The organism is Paraglaciecola sp. IT1134 (assembly GCF_058068185.1).
In genome coordinates this window covers 598212-616016 of sequence record NZ_CM176486.1, presented here as the reverse complement: position 1 = coordinate 616016, position 17805 = coordinate 598212, and the positions used below count along the sequence as shown (strand labels likewise).

Sequence of the window (17805 nt, the reverse complement as noted above, 5' to 3'; positions counted from 1 at the left end):
GTTGGCTAAAATGTGGAACGCAGTGAACACAGCCAACGTTTATGTGTCACCGCTAATTTGCTTGTTATGTTTCTCTACCCTGAAAGTAAAAAACATGATGAATAAACCAACAATACCTAATATGCGAATACAAGATTGCAAAGTATCTTTTTTTTGCTCGCTTGTTTTGATTACAACATCCAATGCCTCTAAAGCTTTCTGTGTATCGAACCTTTCGTTTTTCAAGCCCTCTATAATTGCACTGTTTACACGATCTTCTTGTTCCCACTGTGCCATTTTTATTTGATGAAGATATGCAGCAGAAACTATCAAACCTATTCCAACTAATAACCTACTGTACTTTATTAGGTAATATTCGATTTGCTTATACATCAGCTTCCTCGTGAAACATAACGCCTGCAGCATGCGCGGCTTTGGAATGGAGGCGGAGCCGCAATGGAAAAGCCGTCGCCGTGACTGGGATTGTTATGCGCTTTAGTAACTGAATACATGCCACTGATTCTTCATGTACCTTAACCCTTTGCCGTTTAACATAACCCATACACCTGTAATGGGTTCAGGCAATTTTGGGTCTTTACTGGGAAGAGGCATTTCACCGAGAAAATAAGATTCAACACTCCAAGGCGCACCACCAAGAACAATCGGTATAAAAGCATGTTTTTCTTTCGCGTTAGAGTTTCGAAGTTTCTTTACAACATCCGCTTTATCATCGCTGCTTAAAAAATCTCCAATCCAATAAGCTACATCATCACCACTTTGATTGACTGCGCCGCCTCCTCCATCCATAGTCAAATGAACATCACCACTTCCGGTTGCTCGATACATGTGGACGGAAGTTATTCCCAAGTCATCTAGTACCTTGAATATTTCTGCGCTGAAGCGTCTTAATTGCCAATCAACGGGCGTATATTCTGTAAGGCCTAAATTGTCACATTTCCTAATAACATCAGCAATATTTCGCTTGAGCGATTTAATATTCGACGACTTCTTAATTGAAATAAGCCAATCGCTTGATAAAGGAACTTTCATTGGTCCTTTTGCTGGACCAATGTTCCATGTTTGGGTTGCGACCGGATCAACTGCACCAATACATTCAATAGCATATTCAGGAGCACTCACAGACCCAATTATAAGATCATACATTCCCGACTCTGAGCCATTATCATAGACTTCAACTTGCATGTTCAACTCGCTGGCAATGATATTCTTAGCCCAGTCTTCGATGGTCATCAATACTCGGTGCCTCCTTTTGCATAACGCCTTGCTAACAGGCAAAATATAGTTGGTTAAAATTCGCGAGGCACGAGCAAAAAACCAGCTGTATTTTGTCCTGCTTGAGCAACTTGTTAGGCTTTATTCCCGAGAAATCTTATCCCATTGATGGGCATAATCCGCCTGTTCATTATTGCAGTCCTCGCAAACTAAAGATTCTGTGTCATCGCATCGCTCATACGCATCTAGCAGTGTTTCACCATCTAACTCAGCCGGACATCCATTATGATACCCTCCAGGATCAGTGACACCTGAACATGTTGTAGATAGGTATGGCTCAAGTACTACTTTTTGTTTAGGTGATAACGTACTAAACCCCTGAGTTACTGCACGCTTAGCAATTCCTTCTGTCCCTGGAAATGTCGCATTATCGAAAACACCATGAGTTAGCTGGTAATCTAATATTTTTTCTGCAATTTCCATAATTTATCCTTTTTATTGATTGTGAACCTATCGATGTGCTGATAGAAAGCCTAACGCTCAGCTCACCGGTGGAGCTGCTTGTTAGGTTTAAGCTCTTCGCTTAATCTGTTTAATTAGCTCTTTTTCTACTTCCTCACTAGAAATAACATGATCGTTGTAAAGAGCATATGCATATTCACCTTGGGAGTGAAAACCGGTGTTTGTAGCTATGCAATGTAGATTTACGTTATTTTCTTCACGAGGGTAGAAAAATTCAAATAGCTCATTAAATTCACTCTGAAGAGCTGATGTTTTTTCCATAACTGGAGTGGCGAGTGAACAACATTCTGGTTGATCATACTCTGTAACGTATCCATCTCTAGTCAAGATGTCGACAAATTCTGAAAAATTAAATTCGCTTTTTAATACTCTTTCTTTAATGCTCATAAAATACCTAAACTCAAATAAACCTAACGCCTCAAGAACTCAAATAAACCTAACGCCCTGTTAAGGGGCAAATTGTAGTTGGCTAAAATGTGAAGCGGAGCGGAACCAGCCAACTGTTATTTGTCCTGCTTGAACAGCTTGTTATGTGACGATACTTCTCTCTATTTCAATTGCTGATTCTTTAATGGTTATTGCAGTATTATCAATGTGCAATGTTTTCACTTTGGGTATATCAACTGAGAAGTCAAACCTTTCTAAATAATCGTCGAGATATTCTTTTGATTGAATTTTGTTTGTATTCTTGCGACCTGTATTTGTGACTCGTTGTACATGTACTTTGTAATCACAGGATAACCGTACAAAATTTGCATCTATTTCAGGTTTATTTAGAAACTCTAAGAGGCCTTCGACAAAGTAATTACTAAAGGGGTGAACATAGCAGAAAGTAAAAACAACGCCTTTAACTTTTTTTTCATAAAGTGTTTGAAAAGCATCTAGACAAATTTTACGTTGATAAGCCTCGAAACCATCGTTGCCAAATCCTATTACAGCGCACGCAACATCAAAAGCAAGATGTTGCGGAAAGACATGCCAGCCATTTCTTTTAGCAAGTTCACGTCCAACACTTTCTTTTCCGATCCCAGAAGGACCGTATATCATTGTAAATTTCAGATGAACTCTCCTGAGTCACATAACGCTTCGTATTTACGGCACATACTTGCTGGCAAAAGTTGCGAGGTACGAGCCTCAGCCAACGAGTATGTGTCCGAAACATACGTTTGTTATTGCGTTAACGGTAAACTATCGCGGCTATGCCGCCTGCCCTGTTAACACAACAACATGATTAGAATTATTACCCCACCTTAAACTACCCTTGGTCAAAACCGCAATGAAATTATGCATTTAGCTTTGAGAAAATGCACATTATCGCGCGAGAAAGATTTAAAGTGTGATGATTGAAAAGTGAACGGGCGAGCACCCAAAATAGGACTAGCTTGCCATAAACTGATAAGCCAAAGCCCTACGCGGCAACTAAATAATAATCGGAAAAGCAAAGTCGCTATAACGCCCGCAGCAACTGCAGGCTAAATTGGCGATTTTTGTGCGTATTTTTGCACAAAAGGTGACAGTTTGAGACTGTCAGATTGACTGCGCTTGTTATGCATGGTTATTGCTACCAAACAATGTCTCAGAAAGAACATGAGCCGAGACATTGTTCTTCCCAGATAAATCCTCACGCATTGCCAATACTATATTAGTGAACGACCTAAATGCTTCATCTGAATCTAATACACCATATTTAGTGAAAAACTCATGTAGTTCGCGAATAACACTAACACTTCCCACGAGAGCGACTCTTGATTTAGCTTGGGTGAGCATTTTCAATTGTTCTAAGTTTCGACTTTTACCATGTTTTGAGGAAGATGCTATTTCAGCAACACTATTCAATAAGTCTAAATAGGCTTGAGTACGAATTTCAATAACCTTCTTATTCTTCTCATTTTGACGGCCTAAATAATATTGAATAATTGCACTTGCACCAACACCCAAGATTCCTATTAATGCAACGACTAGTTTAATATCCATGACTTCCTTGTAAGGCAATCGTGGTAGAGCGGCCCATTACTGAGCCGACCCCACACAGATCCGGACGTGCGGAATTACCGCATCCGGCTCTTCAGTTATATGTTCACGCGTGTAAATCACGCCCATCTTAGTACCAGTCAACATTGATCACTCTTTTGCTAACTCGTAGCTTCTGTATTTGGAAATACTCTAGCATCTTCTTAAAATTACTCCAGTTGTAACTCCGACGACCACTGCGTCTGTTCAGCCATTTGTACAGACTATGCAATACATAGTTGTACAACTTGCTCACACTGCGGCTATTGTCAGGCAGACCGAAGTAATTTCTAAACCCTGTCAGTTTACGTTTTAATTGAGGCAACCACATCGCTAGCTTTTGCGAGCGTTTGGATTTGATGAACTGGTAAAATTCGCTAAGGCTGGTTTGCTGCTTTTTGCTTGCAGTTCGTCGCCGTAGTCTTGGTTTACCATTTACATCCACTCCCCAGTAAAATGCAAAGCCCAAGAAGACAAACTGCCGCTTACTACTTGGTTGGAATCGACTAAATCTTAATAGACTGGTCTTTTCCGCCGCGGTATCAAGTTTGAACTTCTTTAGCCGTTTTGGTAGCACTCGGTAAAATCGCTCTGCATCATTGGCATATTGAAACGCGCACACAAAATCATCCGCGTAGCGGATCAGCATGGCTCTGCCTCGCATGCGAGGTTTTACTTTCTTCTCAAACCATAGATCCAATGCATAATGCAGATAGATATTAGCCAACACTGGGCTAATGATACCGCCCTGAGGTGAGCCACGTTGGGGTTTGATGTATGTCCCATCGGGGGCTTTTATCCGTGCTTTTAACCATTGTCCAATCAGGCTCAATAGTGCTTTATCGTCAATGCGCTGCTTGAGCATCATCATCAGCCAGTCATGGTCAATGTTATCGAAGAAGCCTTTAATATCCGCCTCTACAATATAACCGTAGCCTTTAAACTGGAGATTTAACGCCAAGCTGTGTACCGCTTGATGAGCACTTTTCTGCGGTCGGTATCCATAGCTGTTTGGCAAGAAATCCGCTTCCCAGATACTTTGCAGTATCTGGCTTACGCTTTGCTGCACAAGCTTGTCATCAACCGTTGGAAGTCCTAATGGGCGTTGCTTGCCATTACTTTTTGGGATGAAGACACGTTTAATGTCATTCGCACGATAACACTTGGTTGTCAGTGCAACACGTAAACGTGTGAGGTTTTCCACAAGCGACTGCTGGTATGTTGGCACTGTAATGCCATCAACACCTGGCGCGGCTCGTTTATTCAGTTGCTCCCAGCTTTGATACAGTAAATCGTCACCTAGCAATCCATATAGGCTCTGAAATCTGTGGCGGGGATGGGTTTGTGATTTAAATGTGATGGCGTTTAGTTCGGTTGTCATAGTGGTTCCAGCCCTACTTTGTCCGGCCTATGTGTCTGCTAAACACCTGATATAACTGTCAGCTCCTTCGCCATGTACAAGGCTTTCCCCTGCTCAGACTACTACGGGCTGATCTGACTGCCGAAGGGTCATCGTTGGCCTCGCTTGTGGCTTAGCTACCCTACCATTTCCTTATGGAACACCTTTGGCTCTCTCAAGTTCCTGATGCATCTCTTTATACATGCCACGGCTTGATAACTGGACTGACTCGCCACAACCTTGCCGCTTCAAATATCTTGAATAATGGTTGCTTTGCGTGGACTTCGACGGCGTTACAAGCCTCGTCAGTCAGGACTTTATTTATTATCCCAGCGATACCAGCACTTCAGGAACACGTATTCCCTATGGCCTATATAATTCTCTGTCTACGCTTCACATTGGTTGTTCATCTGATTGTGTCCTCACACAGCAAAGCACTTCCTTTGCTCAGACTCCGCGCAATGCGCAAGACTCGATACGGGTGGCTGGCTAAACCTTACCCGACAGGGACTTACACCCTGCAAGATGCATCAAGCTTCCTTGACGCACTAACGCCCAAATAACAGGCTAAGTAATGGTTGGCTAAAATTGTGTAGCGAAGCGAAACGTAGCCAACTGTTACGTGTCCTTGTTGATTGCCTTGTTAGTAGTTTGAAATCCTACTAGCCTCTACCAAATTGCCTTTCACAAGGAATACCATCGTTGTCACCATCCATTTTAGTATTAGGACAATGTTGAATGAAATACTTAGCTTCTTCATAAGATTTCATTTGTGAACAATGTTGCCTTCCATCGCATTTATAAATGGGTTTAGGTGGCACATATTTTTTTACTTTCACTTGTACAGGTTGAACTTGAGGTGCGATAGGTTGATTAGCAACACTACTTTTTGAGAAGTACTGCCATGCACCAAGACTAATTAAAATGATAAGGAATAACTTTTTCAATTTACGACCATCCTTGATAAAACTACTAACGCCGCGTTAAGCGGACTAAAATTGTGGGTTATAATGTGTAGCGAAGCGAAACTTAACCCACTGTTTTAGTTCCGTTTTAAACGCCTTGTTAGGCAAATTACTCTTTCGAAGCAACTACCCTAAATGTCTTATCGGAAAATCAGGAAACTCAAAGCATTGACCCGCGACCATTGGTTTCGCAATTTTATTAAGTAACCCAATATTCTCCTTTATTTCTTCATCCGTAATTCTAGGCTTTGCATCCGGAGAAAGAAAAATCACAGGTATCTCCGCAAGATACTCAAACAATAGAGCTGTTCTATGACGACCATTAATAAATTGGATTTTCCCTTTATTAAAATAAAGAATTGGTGGAAGGAATTTATCATCACCCTCAAACCAATTTTCATGAAACGCATGCTCTACACGTATAGATTTACGACAATTAAAATCTTCTTCATCGACATACTCACTAAAATAATCACTATTGAGAACAAAATACTCATCTCCACTCTCAAGGCTACTGCGATTTTTTGAAATAGAGACTCGCAATGATTACTCCTTTTGCCTAACGCCTTGCTAAGAGGCTAAAATGGTTGGCTAGCTTTTTTGCGGTTCTTTGCAAAAAACGAGCAAACTGTTTTAGTCCTTTTGAGCAACTTGTTATACGTTTGACTTCGATGCTTTATGCAATTTATAACATAAAACTGATACATAATTTATTTCCAGTTAAGTCTCGAACATGTGCAACATAAAGATCAAATGCGCCGTTATTTTTTTTAACGGGGACGGTTTCACTTACAGCACCTTTTTCTAAGGCTACTTTATAAAATTCATCAACTTGAGCTTTTGACTCTGCTTTAAAGCCAATAGTTGAGCCATTTCCAAAGGTAGCTTCTTTGCCATTTACCGGATTTGTTATAACAAAAAACTGTCCATTAGCTGAATAGATAACACGTCCATCTCCATTTGGTTTTACCATACCGCCGTTTATTCCAATTGTACCTAAAACAGCATCATAAAAAGCTTTCGTCTCTGGAATATTGTCTGTGCCTAGGACTACATGTGTAAACATCTCATTACCTTCCTTTATTTAAATATCTGCTAATAGCAGACTACGATAAACATATAACGCTTAATATAACTGGAAAATACGACGCGTTTTGGGCGTAGCCCAGCGAGTAATTTTCCAGTTAATGTTTTTGTTAGAGGTTACCTGCACCGCGTATAGCCTTTTACATAAGTTCCGCTTTTACGGTAATAGCCACTAACATAATGACAATTAGAGCCAGATTTAGAACTTGAATATTTTGGTACATTGCACCTAGTGTGGCCTGATACAAAAGTTCCATCTTTACGATAATAACTATTTACCCAAGTGCAACCATTACTTTTTAGATAGGAGCTTGGCGTAGACTTAGGACAACTGTACCCACCAGAAACAAAGTTACCATCTTTACTAAAGTGGCCATCAGTGTAACTACAACCGTAACGAACGGCAGCTCCGCTAGGATCTAAGTTATCTAAATATGAAGCACAGCCACTTAGAAGTACTATTAAAAATGTAAAAAAAATCCCTTTCATTTAAGTAACCTCTAACAATTTAGTTAACGACAAAACGGGGTGTTTAAACACGCCATTTTGTCCAATATAATCTTGAGCAGATTTTTACACCGCTCTCATGTTTCTCTTTTATATAGTTTTTTTCAACTTTTTGCAAAATACACTTGTAAGATTACCCTAAACTGTACCCGATCTGCTGTTATTGGACAAACCCACAACTACTGGCTATACATACAGTGTAATTATTTATTGGGATTGACCATGTCAACTTCACCTTTTTTACAACATATTATCGAAACTATGCAGCAAAAGCTCTATGCCAAGCGCACCATTGAAACTTACTTGCATTGGATAAAGTTTTACATTCACTTTCATCATAACCAACATCCGGCTCAGCTCAGTGATCAGGATGTTGAATCATTTTTAAATTATCTGGTGAGTAAAAGGCATGTCGCAGCCCAAACCCAGGCTAGTGCACTTAATGCTTTGAGCTTTTTATATAAGACTATTATTGCACGTCCGCTGGATTTGAAATTGAATTTTGTGCGCAGCCAACGTCAACAGAAGTTGCCTGTGGTATTAACTGTGGATGAAGTAAAACGATTGCTGGCAAAAACCCCTGGTAACTATCATCTAGCGGTTAGTCTGCTTTATGGCAGTGGGCTACGCTTGATGGAAGCAACACGATTGAGGGTGAAAGATATTGATTTTGACTATCATTGCTTGCGGATCTGGAATGGTAAGGGCGGGAAACACCGTGTAGTGACGTTAGCAACCGAGTTGACCATTGCGTTACACAGGCAAGTAACCAGGGTGAAACAATATTTAGCGCTGGATTTGCAAGATAATAGGTTCGCAGGCGTTTGGATGCCACATGCTTTGCGGTTAAAATATCAAGGGGCTAACAAAAACGTTAGCTGGCAATATCTGTTTCCCGCTGCAAACCTCAGTATTGATCCAGAAACCCAGTTTTACCGCCGTCATCATATTAACCAAAAGCAAATTCAGCGCAGTATTGCATTAGCCGCTAAGTTGGCTAATATCGAAAAACGAGTTAGCCCCGATACACTGCGTCATTCATTTGCAACCCAGATTTTACGTAGTGGTGCTGACATTCGAACAGTTCAAGACTTACTTGGTCATGCTGATGTTAAAACAACCGAAATATATACACATGTGATTGGGACTAAATTTGGCAATACACAAAGTCCTATGGATAATATTTAGGTTCAGCTACACATTTTAAAAAAAATGTCCTAAAGAACTCACTTTACCCCTTAAATGCTGAACTAGCCTTAGATCTAGCTATGTCTGACTCTCAAGTCAGGGCGATAAGCGGAGCATCGGTTGGCTCTCTTGTAAGCGTTGAATTCAACAAAGATTCAGTTGTTGCAAAATATGCAGCAACTGTTAAAAGGTTATACAGTTAACTTAAACGGTTTGGGGGGAGCCTAGATCAAAGTATCTTTGGTAAGCACGCCTATCCTTCGGTCTAATCAGCTGCTCGGATCCGAATATGTGACCGTCTGACGTGCATTATCACCGGCAGTGGCAATGTTAGAAGGCCGCGCTAAGAGTTAACCTGTGTACCTACAATTACCCGAATAAGGAAAGCGCTCAATGACATCACAAGTTCGCTTAGAAATGTTAAGAAAGATACAAACTGAAAAAGGTTTTATTGCAGCCTTAGATCAAAGCGGCGGCAGTACACCAAGAGCGTTGAGACTATACGGCATTCCAGAAGATCGATATTCTGGTGATGAAGAAATGTTTACAAAAGTGCATGAAATGCGTACTCGCATTATGACTAGCGAAGCCTTTTCTGGAGATAGAATTTTAGGCGCAATTCTGTTCGAAAACACCTTAGACAGGGAAATCGAAGGGCTCGCCTCTTCAGATTATCTGTGGCAAAAAAAACAAATTGTGCCGTTTTTGAAGGTAGATATAGGCTTAGAAGACGAACATAACGGGGTTCAATTGATGAAGCCAATTCGCGGCTTGAATGATTCGTTAGACAAAGCGGTCGATAAAAAAGTCTTTGGCACCAAAATGCGGTCATTCATTAAATTGGCAAATTATAGTGGCGTTCATATAATCGTTGCTCAACAATTTGCCGTTAGTGCGCAGATATTAGCCAAGGGTTTGGTGCCGATTATTGAACCTGAGATTGATATTTATAGTCCAGAAAAAGGCGCTGCGGAACTGTTACTTCGTGGAGAATTGTTGAAGCAATTGGATGCAATACCCGATAATCAACAGGTGATGTTGAAGTTAACTCTGCCCAAAGTTGCTGGTTTTTACGATCAATTGATTACTCACCCCAGAGTTTTGAAAGTCGTTGCATTGTCTGGCGGCTATAGTCGTGAAAAAGCAAACCTCCTATTATCGGAAAACAAAGGTATGATTGCGAGTTTTTCAAGAGCGTTATCTGAAGAGCTCTTCGCGCTTATGTCTGACGATGAATTTGAGTCGACCATCAATGAGTCGATCGATAGCATTTATCAGGCGTCTAATGCATAAATTTGATTGAACTTAAAAGCAGGCCACTTGGCCTGTTTTTAGTCACTACCTAGGTTTTATTATTCGTAGCTCAGCTCAATATCCAATGTTGCTAGATAGCCTGATCCCCTTTCCAAATCTGCACTGATAATCGGTTTTTGCTCTAACCAATTACCTGCAAAGCTGAATTTAATTTCCTGTTTCTACGTTTTAGCTTTCACCTTTGCAAAAAATCATCTTGGCGTTTTATATATAGCAAACGGCTAGTCTGAGGATCAGTAATAATCGTAGTCTTCAGTGGTTAAACGCTATCCCTGATCTCTACAACAGAACTGATTTGAGACAATACTGCCTTTAGGTACCTGGCAACTGGCAGTTTCTAAAGTAAATGTCTGACAGCCTGACCGTCCGCTATGGAAGCAAAGCCCAAGTGCAAAATACGTTGTAAATCAAGTAGCGTATGTCTGCAATTGGCACGAACAAACGAACGCTGTGGGGCTACTTCGAGCGTTCTATAGTCGCCCCTACTGGGTTAATAGAGAGTTAGCTCCAAAGGAGACATTAAGGTCATTCTGCCCCCGATTAATTCTGACTAATCAAGCGATAGCTCTTTTATAAACTCTTTAACAAATCCAAGCAGTTGCAGCAAAAATATAATTAAAAATGGTAAAGCGCCGATAATAGCCACGCTTCTGTTTAATGGCTCATTGTTTTGTACTAATAACACATAAGCACACAGCCCTAATGCAAAGGACCAGCCATACAAGCTCCATGGCTGTGTATCATTAGCGCCACTTAACTGGCGTATAACCAATATCGCCGAATCAGCAGAAGTGGCCACAAAAATTAATAGCAGCAATAAGCTTGCCCAAATGAGTACAGCGCCCTGCCAACCTAGTTGTTCAAAAAATACGAATAAACCTTGGGTGTAATCTGCTTTTATTGCCTCTAAAATTCCACTTTGATGAGTAGTATCCCACGCTATAGCAGAGCCAGAAAACACGCTAAACCATACAATAGTAACGAGTGTTGGCACGAGTACAACACCTAAAATATACTGCCATACTGGCCGACCTTGGCTTATTTTTGCTAAAAAAACTCCCACAAATGGTCCCCATGCTAACCACCAAAAGTAGTAATTGTAAGTCCAGCCATTCGCCCACTCAGGATCGTTAAGTTGGCTAGCAAATTGCCAAGTACCGGTTGTAATAAGTTGTATGTAATCCCAAGTGCCGCCAATGGCTATTTCAATAACGGGCTTTATGGGCACAAACATTAGCAGCCAAATAATGAGCGAGAACGCTAAATACACGTTTAATTTACTCAGTGTTTGAATACCCTTTTTAAGCCCTAACTTTGCCGACAACGTATATAAAATCACAATCAAACTAATAATTATAAAGCCCGATAGTAAAGCAGATTCAACACCTAGCTTTAATGCTAATCCTTTACGCAGTAGCAACGTTGAATTTGCAATTGTGCCAACAACGCCAAAAAATATGGCAAAAATCGCCACTAATTTAACGCCGAAACCTAACTTTACTTGCCAGGCTCGATTTATTACACCTTTGGCTGCACTTATAACCGGCGCACTAATATCGCCCGCCTTGCCACTGTTGCTACTTAGTCCGCCCAGCACTAAACCAAACACCGCATAAAGCGCCCATGCATGCGCGCCCCAATTAACCAAGGTTAATGCTAAGCCGCTCGTTTGTGGATTTGGAAATAAGCTTTGTTTTAAAGGTGAGTGAATTGTATGAAGCGCAGGCTCGGCAACGCCCCAAAAAATAAGCCCCGATCCCATACCTGCTGCAAATAGCATTGAGAGCCAACCAAACAACTCAAATTCAATTTTTGCATGTTCGCCACCAATTTTACGCTGCCCTAACGGGCTTATCGCAATTGCAATTACAGTAACGAGCAACAAATTAACGAGTACAAAAAATGGCGAGCCCAAGTAGCTTAAAAGCTGGTTAATAACAGGTTGTAAGTGAGCAGTAAGCAACTTAGGAAATAAAAAAGCGATAACAGATAAACTAACGCACAGTAATAACGCGGTTTTTTCAAGCTTTGTTGTTTTGTTTAAAGGCAAACGGTTCACACATCAATCTTTTTAATATGAGCAAAAGAATACGGCTCTTTAAAAGCGATATCAAATCAACTAATGAGTAAAACCAGTAAAATAGCTGGGAATAAGGGGGCGGGGTGATTTTTCCTTTTTCCCAGTATCATCGAGTGGCTATAGATGACACATTGGTGCAGGTCAGATCAGATGCAGACTGTTCGGCATAAATAATGAGTTTCAAACATTATTACATTGGCTTCATGTAGAGCCCAAGCCTCGGCTATTTAGTAGTTTCAAACACAAGGCTGACGGATTGTTACTGAGGGATACTAAACACTGCAAATTTGCTATCGCAAGTGAAATCGTCATTACGTATGGCAAAGGCTAAACTGGAAAATAACCGCATAATTCTCTGGCATCCCCAGATCGAAAAACCGACACAAGTACAATAAACATGGGCGAATAATCCCTACGCCGCCTTTTATCACAGGGCTGGATTACCGGCAGTGCCTTTTTGCCAGGATACACCAAAAATCCAGTCAAACTGACCACTAGACCAGGCCCCCAGCTAAGGGTTAACGACAAAATTATGTCGGGGCATAGATAATATGCCCCTTGAAAAAATTAGCCTGCTATCTCGTGAGAGGGTAATTCAGGTACCTCAAAATTATGCATTTGTACCCATGCATTACACTGGGCTATATCCGGGAAAAACACTATTTTGATCTCATTGGGGACAATTTTATGCATCATCCATTTAGACAGCGCATTATCATCCACACAAACAACACAATGGGTTAACCCTTTTTGGCTCAACTCAATGGCCAGATTGATACACAAGTCAATTTCTTTAGGCGTTTTGACTGACCAATTCCTGATGTCATCGATAAATGCCCAGGGGCCTGAATGCATTTTCTCGCTACAAACCAGTAACTTTTCGCCAAACTTTTCAGCATGTGACTGATGATCCCAGTTTTCATCGAAACTCACCGAAATCGCATTTTTGGAGTGAAGTATATGGAATTTTGGCACTATATTGACTACCTATAAATCGACTGGTTAAGTATTAAGAATGAGAAACGTTGTTGACTGAGTATACCAGAAAGATCACTTATGTTATTCCAAACGCTGCTTTTTATTACCTCCAAACGGTTAATTACATACCCCAACAAATTTACCTTGTATACCTCGCTGATGTCCTCTGCGCCCAAACCACCACTAATTTGGCGTACTGGCCACATGCTGCTGACACTCCCTGAGTAACTGGACGAACTCAAGCTCAGTGCGATCAAGTTCCGCCACACTGATATACAGATCGTAACCCAGGCGTTGGCGCAATTTGCCCATACGGTTGGCGAGCATGGCCGGAATACCTTTGATGACCGTGCCGTCAGGGTATTTGTATTTGTCATCTTCAATAAGATCACTCGTGTAACTGCCGCCGGTCGCAGAATTTTGCTGATCTCCGAGCAGTAGCAAAGGCCGCTGCTCCATCAATATATTAGTCATTAGGCGCAAAGGGGTGGAGCTTAAAAACGGGGCATAGTCCTTTAACTTGATCCCTACCAGACTTAAATCTTCTAGCTGCATGTTACGCGGGGCCCTGGGCACGTCGATGCGCTGGATATTGTCCCAGCTTATTTGCCAATGGCCTCGGCGGTGCAGGTAACGCACGTAGTCGCGGGAGATTTCGATGCTAAAAACCGGCTCACGAAATTTAAACCAGGCGATCAATAAAGCCACCAGGGAAGCACTGGTCACAAAAATCCCCACCAACAAAAAGCGCTCCGGCAGCCAATTAAATATCGCCATGGACACTAACAGGCCTGCCGCTCCGCATAAGAAGCTGGCAAGCACGTTGCGTTTTGCCGCCGCACGAATTTGAATCACTTCTTGCATAAATACTTCTTCATGCCCAAATAACAAAATACAGGATAAACGCTATGATAGCCCACAAGCCGATTAATCTGAAACGCTGGCAACTTGGGCAATGGGTTTGCCACCAGCGTAAATCCTGTTCTTGAGGTTTTGTATGTTTAGCCAATGCTATATTTTCTCGTTGACGTACGCGCCTCATACCATGAATCATCATCGATTAGGTAAGCCAAGGCATAGGTGATGATAACTGCCAAGATAACTGCTTTATGCACGTTAAGAAACTGAATATTTGCCAACGAAATGATCTCAGTTGAAGCAGTCCCCCGTGTAGACTGTGCAAAGGAGAACTTCCTGTGCGCCGTATCTTCGGTCTCGATTTTGCCTTAAGTGAACAAAAACAGATCCAACAGGTGACATTCGCCGTATCCCCAATAGAGTCATTAATTACTCGGCCCATTGAGACCAAAAGGATAGCAAGCGAAGTTTATAAACAGTACCCTTGCTCAACTTGTCGGTCTGAAACAGGTCTCTTGCCCCTAAGCCCCCTAGTTTCATGTATATTACTGGGTTCATCATTTCGAGGAAGTTTATGCATTTACGCTGTAAAATACGCCGAGTTGTCGTTAGTCTCGCTTTATACGGACTTGCCGTACCGGTATGCATGTTCAGCTACGCCGCCCAATCTGAACTGTGGACTTCTGCACCACAAGCCAAGTTAGGGGATCAAACTCGGGCAAAAATCGCTGCCAGTCGCGGGAATTATCTCAAGGTCGACCCTGCCGCCCTGCAGCGGCGCTTCGCGGATAAAACCGCCACATTCACTTTGCCGGTTCCTTTACCCGAAGGGGGCACCAAGGAGTTTGTCTTGAGCCCTTCTCCGGTGATGTCAAAAGCCTTGGCTGCGCGTTACCCGGCGATGATGTCGTTTGAGGGTTACGAACTGGGCCAAACACAAAATGTCGGGCGGTTTAGCATCACCCACCAAGGATTGTCCGGATTGTTTCGCCAGCAAGATCAGTGGGTTTTACTCTCAGCCCTTTACCAGGATGACCCGACCCTGTATATCAGTTATTACTACCAGGATTCCATTGCCTCTGATGATCTCTCATTAGATAACGATACGCTGTTTGCTTCAGCAAGTGCCACGGGGCCTTCAACCAAAGCAGTTGTCCTGCAAAAATCCACCGGAGCAACCCTGCGTACTTATCGCCTAGCTCTCAGTGCCACAGGCGAATACACCGCCAAAGTGGGTGGCAGTAAAGCCGATGCCGTGGCTGAGATGGTCAGCCTGGTCAATCGGGTTAACCAGATATTGCTGGCGGATCTGGCCATAGCATTTGAGCTGGTTGACAATAACGACATTATTTTTGTGGATGCACAAACTGATCCTTACACCAACAGTGATCAGGCCGCCGATATCGAGACGAATCAGCAACTGTTAGATGACAAAATTGGGTTTGAAAACTACGATGTCGGCCATTTGCTGGGCACTAACCCGGGCGGGTTGGCTGTTGTTCCCTCGGTATGTAATAACGACGTGAAAGCCCAAGGTTATAGCGGCAACAGCAACCCTAGAGGGGAGCGCTTTTACATCGATTTGGTAACCCATGAGCTTGGCCACCAGTTGGGTGCCAAACATACCTATAATGCCCAAGATCAAAATAACTGTGTCGCTGACCAGCGTAACCCCGACACGGCCTTTGAGCCTGGTAGCGGCTCGACCATCATGTCGTATTCCGGCGTATGTGGTGAGCAGAATTTGCAAAGCAGCAGCGATCCTTATTTTCATGCCGGTTCGATTGAGCAGATCCTCAACTACACAGAAAACGGCTTCGGTCGCACCTGCGCCGCCAGCAGTTCATTAAATAACACTGCGCCTGCGGTTGTGCTGGCGACCAGTGTTTATAGTATCCCCGCCAATACCCCCTTCGTATTAACTGCCCAGGCCAGCGATGAAGATGGCGACAACCTGAGCTACAACTGGGAACAGTTGGACGGCGGAGGTTTATTTGGAAGCACCACTTCAGCACAAGAAATGCAAACCGATAACGGTGCCAATCCGCTGTTTCGCTCTTACCCGGGCACCGCCCAGCCTTCTCGCTATTTTCCAAAACTGAGCGATGTGGTAGCTGATAAGGTAAGTTTCGGCGAAGCCTACCCCAGCACCAATAGAGAACTAAACTTCAGGGTTTCGGTTAAAGATGGTAAAGGTGGAGTCAACACCGCAGATGTTGTTCTGGAGGTAATCGATACCGGGGTGAATTTTGCGGTACTTGTACCCGCCGCCGGCACAAATTGGCAGGGCAATACCCTGCAAACTGTGCAATGGGACACAGCAGACACCCAACTGGCACCGGTTAGCTGTCAAACTGTGGACATTCGCCTGGATCTGGACGGCGACAATCTGTTTGACAGTTTAGTACTCAGCGATACACCCAACGACGGTGAGCAAGCCATAAGTGTGCCTAACTCAGCCAGCAGCCAAGTGCGCTTACAAGTATTATGTCACGACAATGTATTTTATAGCCTCAATAAGGGAAATTTTACCATTGAACCGGGTCCGGATCCTGTGGCGCCCGTTATCACTGGCCAGCTTCCCTTAACAGTAGTGGAAGACAACTCTTTGAACATCACCTTGGCAGCGTTGCAAGTTAGTGATCCTGATTCAAGTTACCCGGAAAATTTCACCTTGTTCCTTGAAAACGGCAACCACTACAGCGTAGGTGCGGACGGTATCACCGTTGTGCCCGATGCGGATTTTAACGGTGTTTTGTCGGTTGCTGCCACGGTCAATGACGGCATAGTAGACTCTGGGATATTCCCCTTAGAGATAAGTGTTACCCCGGTTAACGATGCACCCGGTGCCGCACAAGATATGTTTACTCTTAACCAGGACAGTGCCCCTACCCTGTTCAACGTATTGGCCAACGATACTGACATCGACGGTGATACTCTTAACATCAGTGCCGTTAATTACAGCGGTAATGCTAGCGTATCGATTGACACCAACCAGATCAGTTATCAGCCGCAAACCGGGTTCGTTGGCCGCGAAAGCTTTAGTTACACTGTGAGTGACAAGCAACTAACCAGCACCGCCACGGTAACGGTTACAACAGTCGCAACGCCAGTGGCCATGCCGACCCCTTCCAAGCCCAAAAGCAGCGGCGGCGCCTTAGGTTATGCCAGCTACTGGCTGCTGGGTTTTTGGTTGCTGTGGCGCAAAAAAGCAGTGATGTGGCCAAGCAGGCAGGTTAACGTATGATTAAATTACCTCATTACTCGCACGTTATTCTCGCCGTGGGCCTGATAGGCTTTGTATTAGCGGGTTGCACCGGACAACATGGCCCGAACGCTCAACTTCAGGCCGGTGAGGCGCAACCCAGTGCCATTGACAGCCAACACCCCCTAACGTGGGTACTACATGCTGATCCTGAGCAAGACGCGCAACAAGCAAGTCAAAACGGAGATAGACGGTTGTTGGCGTTTGCTGGCAGAGTTACTTCCCTGCCGGGTATAGACTTGACGATTTACCCCCTGGGCGAACTCGAACTGCATTGCGGCTATCGGGTAGTCAAAGGTACCGGTGATATAATATCAACGCCAAATGAACTTCCTCTACGCTCAAAAATGCACGACTACGCAGTAATGTATAACCAGAAAATGCTCGCCCTGTGTTATGCAAAATAGTCTGAAGATGAACC

Annotated in this window: 16 protein-coding genes and 1 pseudogene; 4 read left to right on the top strand and 13 right to left on the bottom strand. The window is 43.1% G+C overall.

Going from position 1 to position 17805, the window contains the following annotated elements; genetic code table 11:
* Positions 1-39: 39 nt before the first annotated feature.
* The 10 genes and pseudogenes from AC3RV5_RS02805 to AC3RV5_RS02760 all read right to left on the bottom strand — a co-directional run bounded on the left by AC3RV5_RS02805 (position 40) and on the right by AC3RV5_RS02760 (position 7174).
* Positions 40-372, bottom strand: a complete 333-nt coding sequence (locus AC3RV5_RS02805) for a hypothetical protein (RefSeq protein WP_489730475.1) — start codon at positions 370-372, stop codon at positions 40-42.
* 102 nt (positions 373-474) lie between these two features.
* The gene (locus AC3RV5_RS02800) at positions 475-1230 is read right to left on the bottom strand and encodes a hypothetical protein (RefSeq protein WP_489730474.1); all 756 of its coding nucleotides are present in this window, start codon (positions 1228-1230) and stop codon (positions 475-477) included.
* Positions 1231-1353: 123 nt separating this feature from the next.
* The gene (locus tag AC3RV5_RS02795) at positions 1354-1695 is read right to left on the bottom strand and encodes a hypothetical protein (RefSeq protein WP_489730473.1); all 342 of its coding nucleotides are present in this window, start codon (positions 1693-1695) and stop codon (positions 1354-1356) included.
* A gap of 87 nt (positions 1696-1782) precedes the next feature.
* Positions 1783-2121, bottom strand: coding sequence for a hypothetical protein (locus tag AC3RV5_RS02790; protein ID WP_489730472.1), 339 nt, complete (start codon positions 2119-2121; stop codon positions 1783-1785).
* A gap of 141 nt (positions 2122-2262) precedes the next feature.
* Positions 2263-2781 carry an AAA family ATPase gene (locus tag AC3RV5_RS02785; protein WP_489730471.1) on the bottom strand — a complete coding sequence of 173 codons (519 nt, stop codon included), beginning with the start codon at positions 2779-2781 and terminating at the stop codon, positions 2263-2265.
* A gap of 498 nt (positions 2782-3279) precedes the next feature.
* Positions 3280-3708: a hypothetical protein gene (locus AC3RV5_RS02780; RefSeq protein WP_489730470.1), complete on the bottom strand. Its 429-nt coding sequence runs from the start codon at positions 3706-3708 to the stop codon at positions 3280-3282.
* Positions 3709-3835: 127 nt separating this feature from the next.
* Positions 3836-5125, bottom strand: coding sequence for a group II intron reverse transcriptase/maturase (gene ltrA, locus AC3RV5_RS02775; protein WP_489730469.1), 1290 nt, complete (start codon positions 5123-5125; stop codon positions 3836-3838).
* Positions 5126-5805: 680 nt separating this feature from the next.
* Positions 5806-5943 (bottom strand): annotated as a pseudogene (locus AC3RV5_RS02770) (excalibur calcium-binding domain-containing protein); the annotation flags it as partial.
* 291 nt (positions 5944-6234) lie between these two features.
* Positions 6235-6651: a hypothetical protein gene (locus tag AC3RV5_RS02765; RefSeq protein WP_489730468.1), complete on the bottom strand. Its 417-nt coding sequence runs from the start codon at positions 6649-6651 to the stop codon at positions 6235-6237.
* Between the two features lie 142 nt (positions 6652-6793).
* A complete protein-coding gene (locus AC3RV5_RS02760) occupies positions 6794-7174 on the bottom strand; it encodes a VOC family protein (protein WP_489730467.1) in 381 nt (126 codons plus the stop codon).
* A gap of 749 nt (positions 7175-7923) precedes the next feature.
* Between AC3RV5_RS02760 and AC3RV5_RS02755 the strand changes: the two genes are divergently transcribed.
* A complete protein-coding gene (locus tag AC3RV5_RS02755) occupies positions 7924-8889 on the top strand; it encodes an integron integrase (protein ID WP_489730466.1) in 966 nt (321 codons plus the stop codon).
* Between the two features lie 393 nt (positions 8890-9282).
* On the top strand, positions 9283-10182 hold the full coding sequence (locus AC3RV5_RS02750) for a fructose bisphosphate aldolase (RefSeq protein ID WP_489730465.1): 900 nt from the start codon (positions 9283-9285) through the stop codon (positions 10180-10182).
* A gap of 571 nt (positions 10183-10753) precedes the next feature.
* On the opposite strand, the gene AC3RV5_RS02745 is transcribed toward AC3RV5_RS02750, so the two are convergent.
* The 3 genes from AC3RV5_RS02745 to AC3RV5_RS02735 form a co-directional block, all read right to left on the bottom strand.
* A complete protein-coding gene (locus AC3RV5_RS02745) occupies positions 10754-12262 on the bottom strand; it encodes a BCCT family transporter (RefSeq protein WP_489730464.1) in 1509 nt (502 codons plus the stop codon).
* Positions 12263-12850: 588 nt separating this feature from the next.
* Complete coding sequence (locus AC3RV5_RS02740) at positions 12851-13258, bottom strand: hypothetical protein (RefSeq protein WP_489730463.1); 408 nt, start codon at positions 13256-13258, stop codon at positions 12851-12853.
* Positions 13259-13444: 186 nt separating this feature from the next.
* Complete coding sequence (locus AC3RV5_RS02735; RefSeq protein WP_489730462.1) at positions 13445-14125, bottom strand: DUF2982 domain-containing protein; 681 nt, start codon at positions 14123-14125, stop codon at positions 13445-13447.
* A 568-nt stretch (positions 14126-14693) separates the two neighbouring features.
* Between AC3RV5_RS02735 and AC3RV5_RS02730 the strand changes: the two genes are divergently transcribed.
* Together AC3RV5_RS02730 and AC3RV5_RS02725 are read left to right on the top strand one after the other, a co-directional pair.
* Positions 14694-17366, top strand: coding sequence for a reprolysin-like metallopeptidase (locus AC3RV5_RS02730; RefSeq protein WP_489730461.1), 2673 nt, complete (start codon positions 14694-14696; stop codon positions 17364-17366).
* Entirely contained in the window at positions 17363-17791 is a 429-nt protein-coding gene (locus tag AC3RV5_RS02725; RefSeq protein ID WP_489730460.1) for a hypothetical protein, read from the top strand. The genes AC3RV5_RS02730 and AC3RV5_RS02725 overlap by 4 nt, the downstream gene beginning before the upstream one ends.
* The last annotated feature ends 14 nt before the right edge of the window (positions 17792-17805 follow it).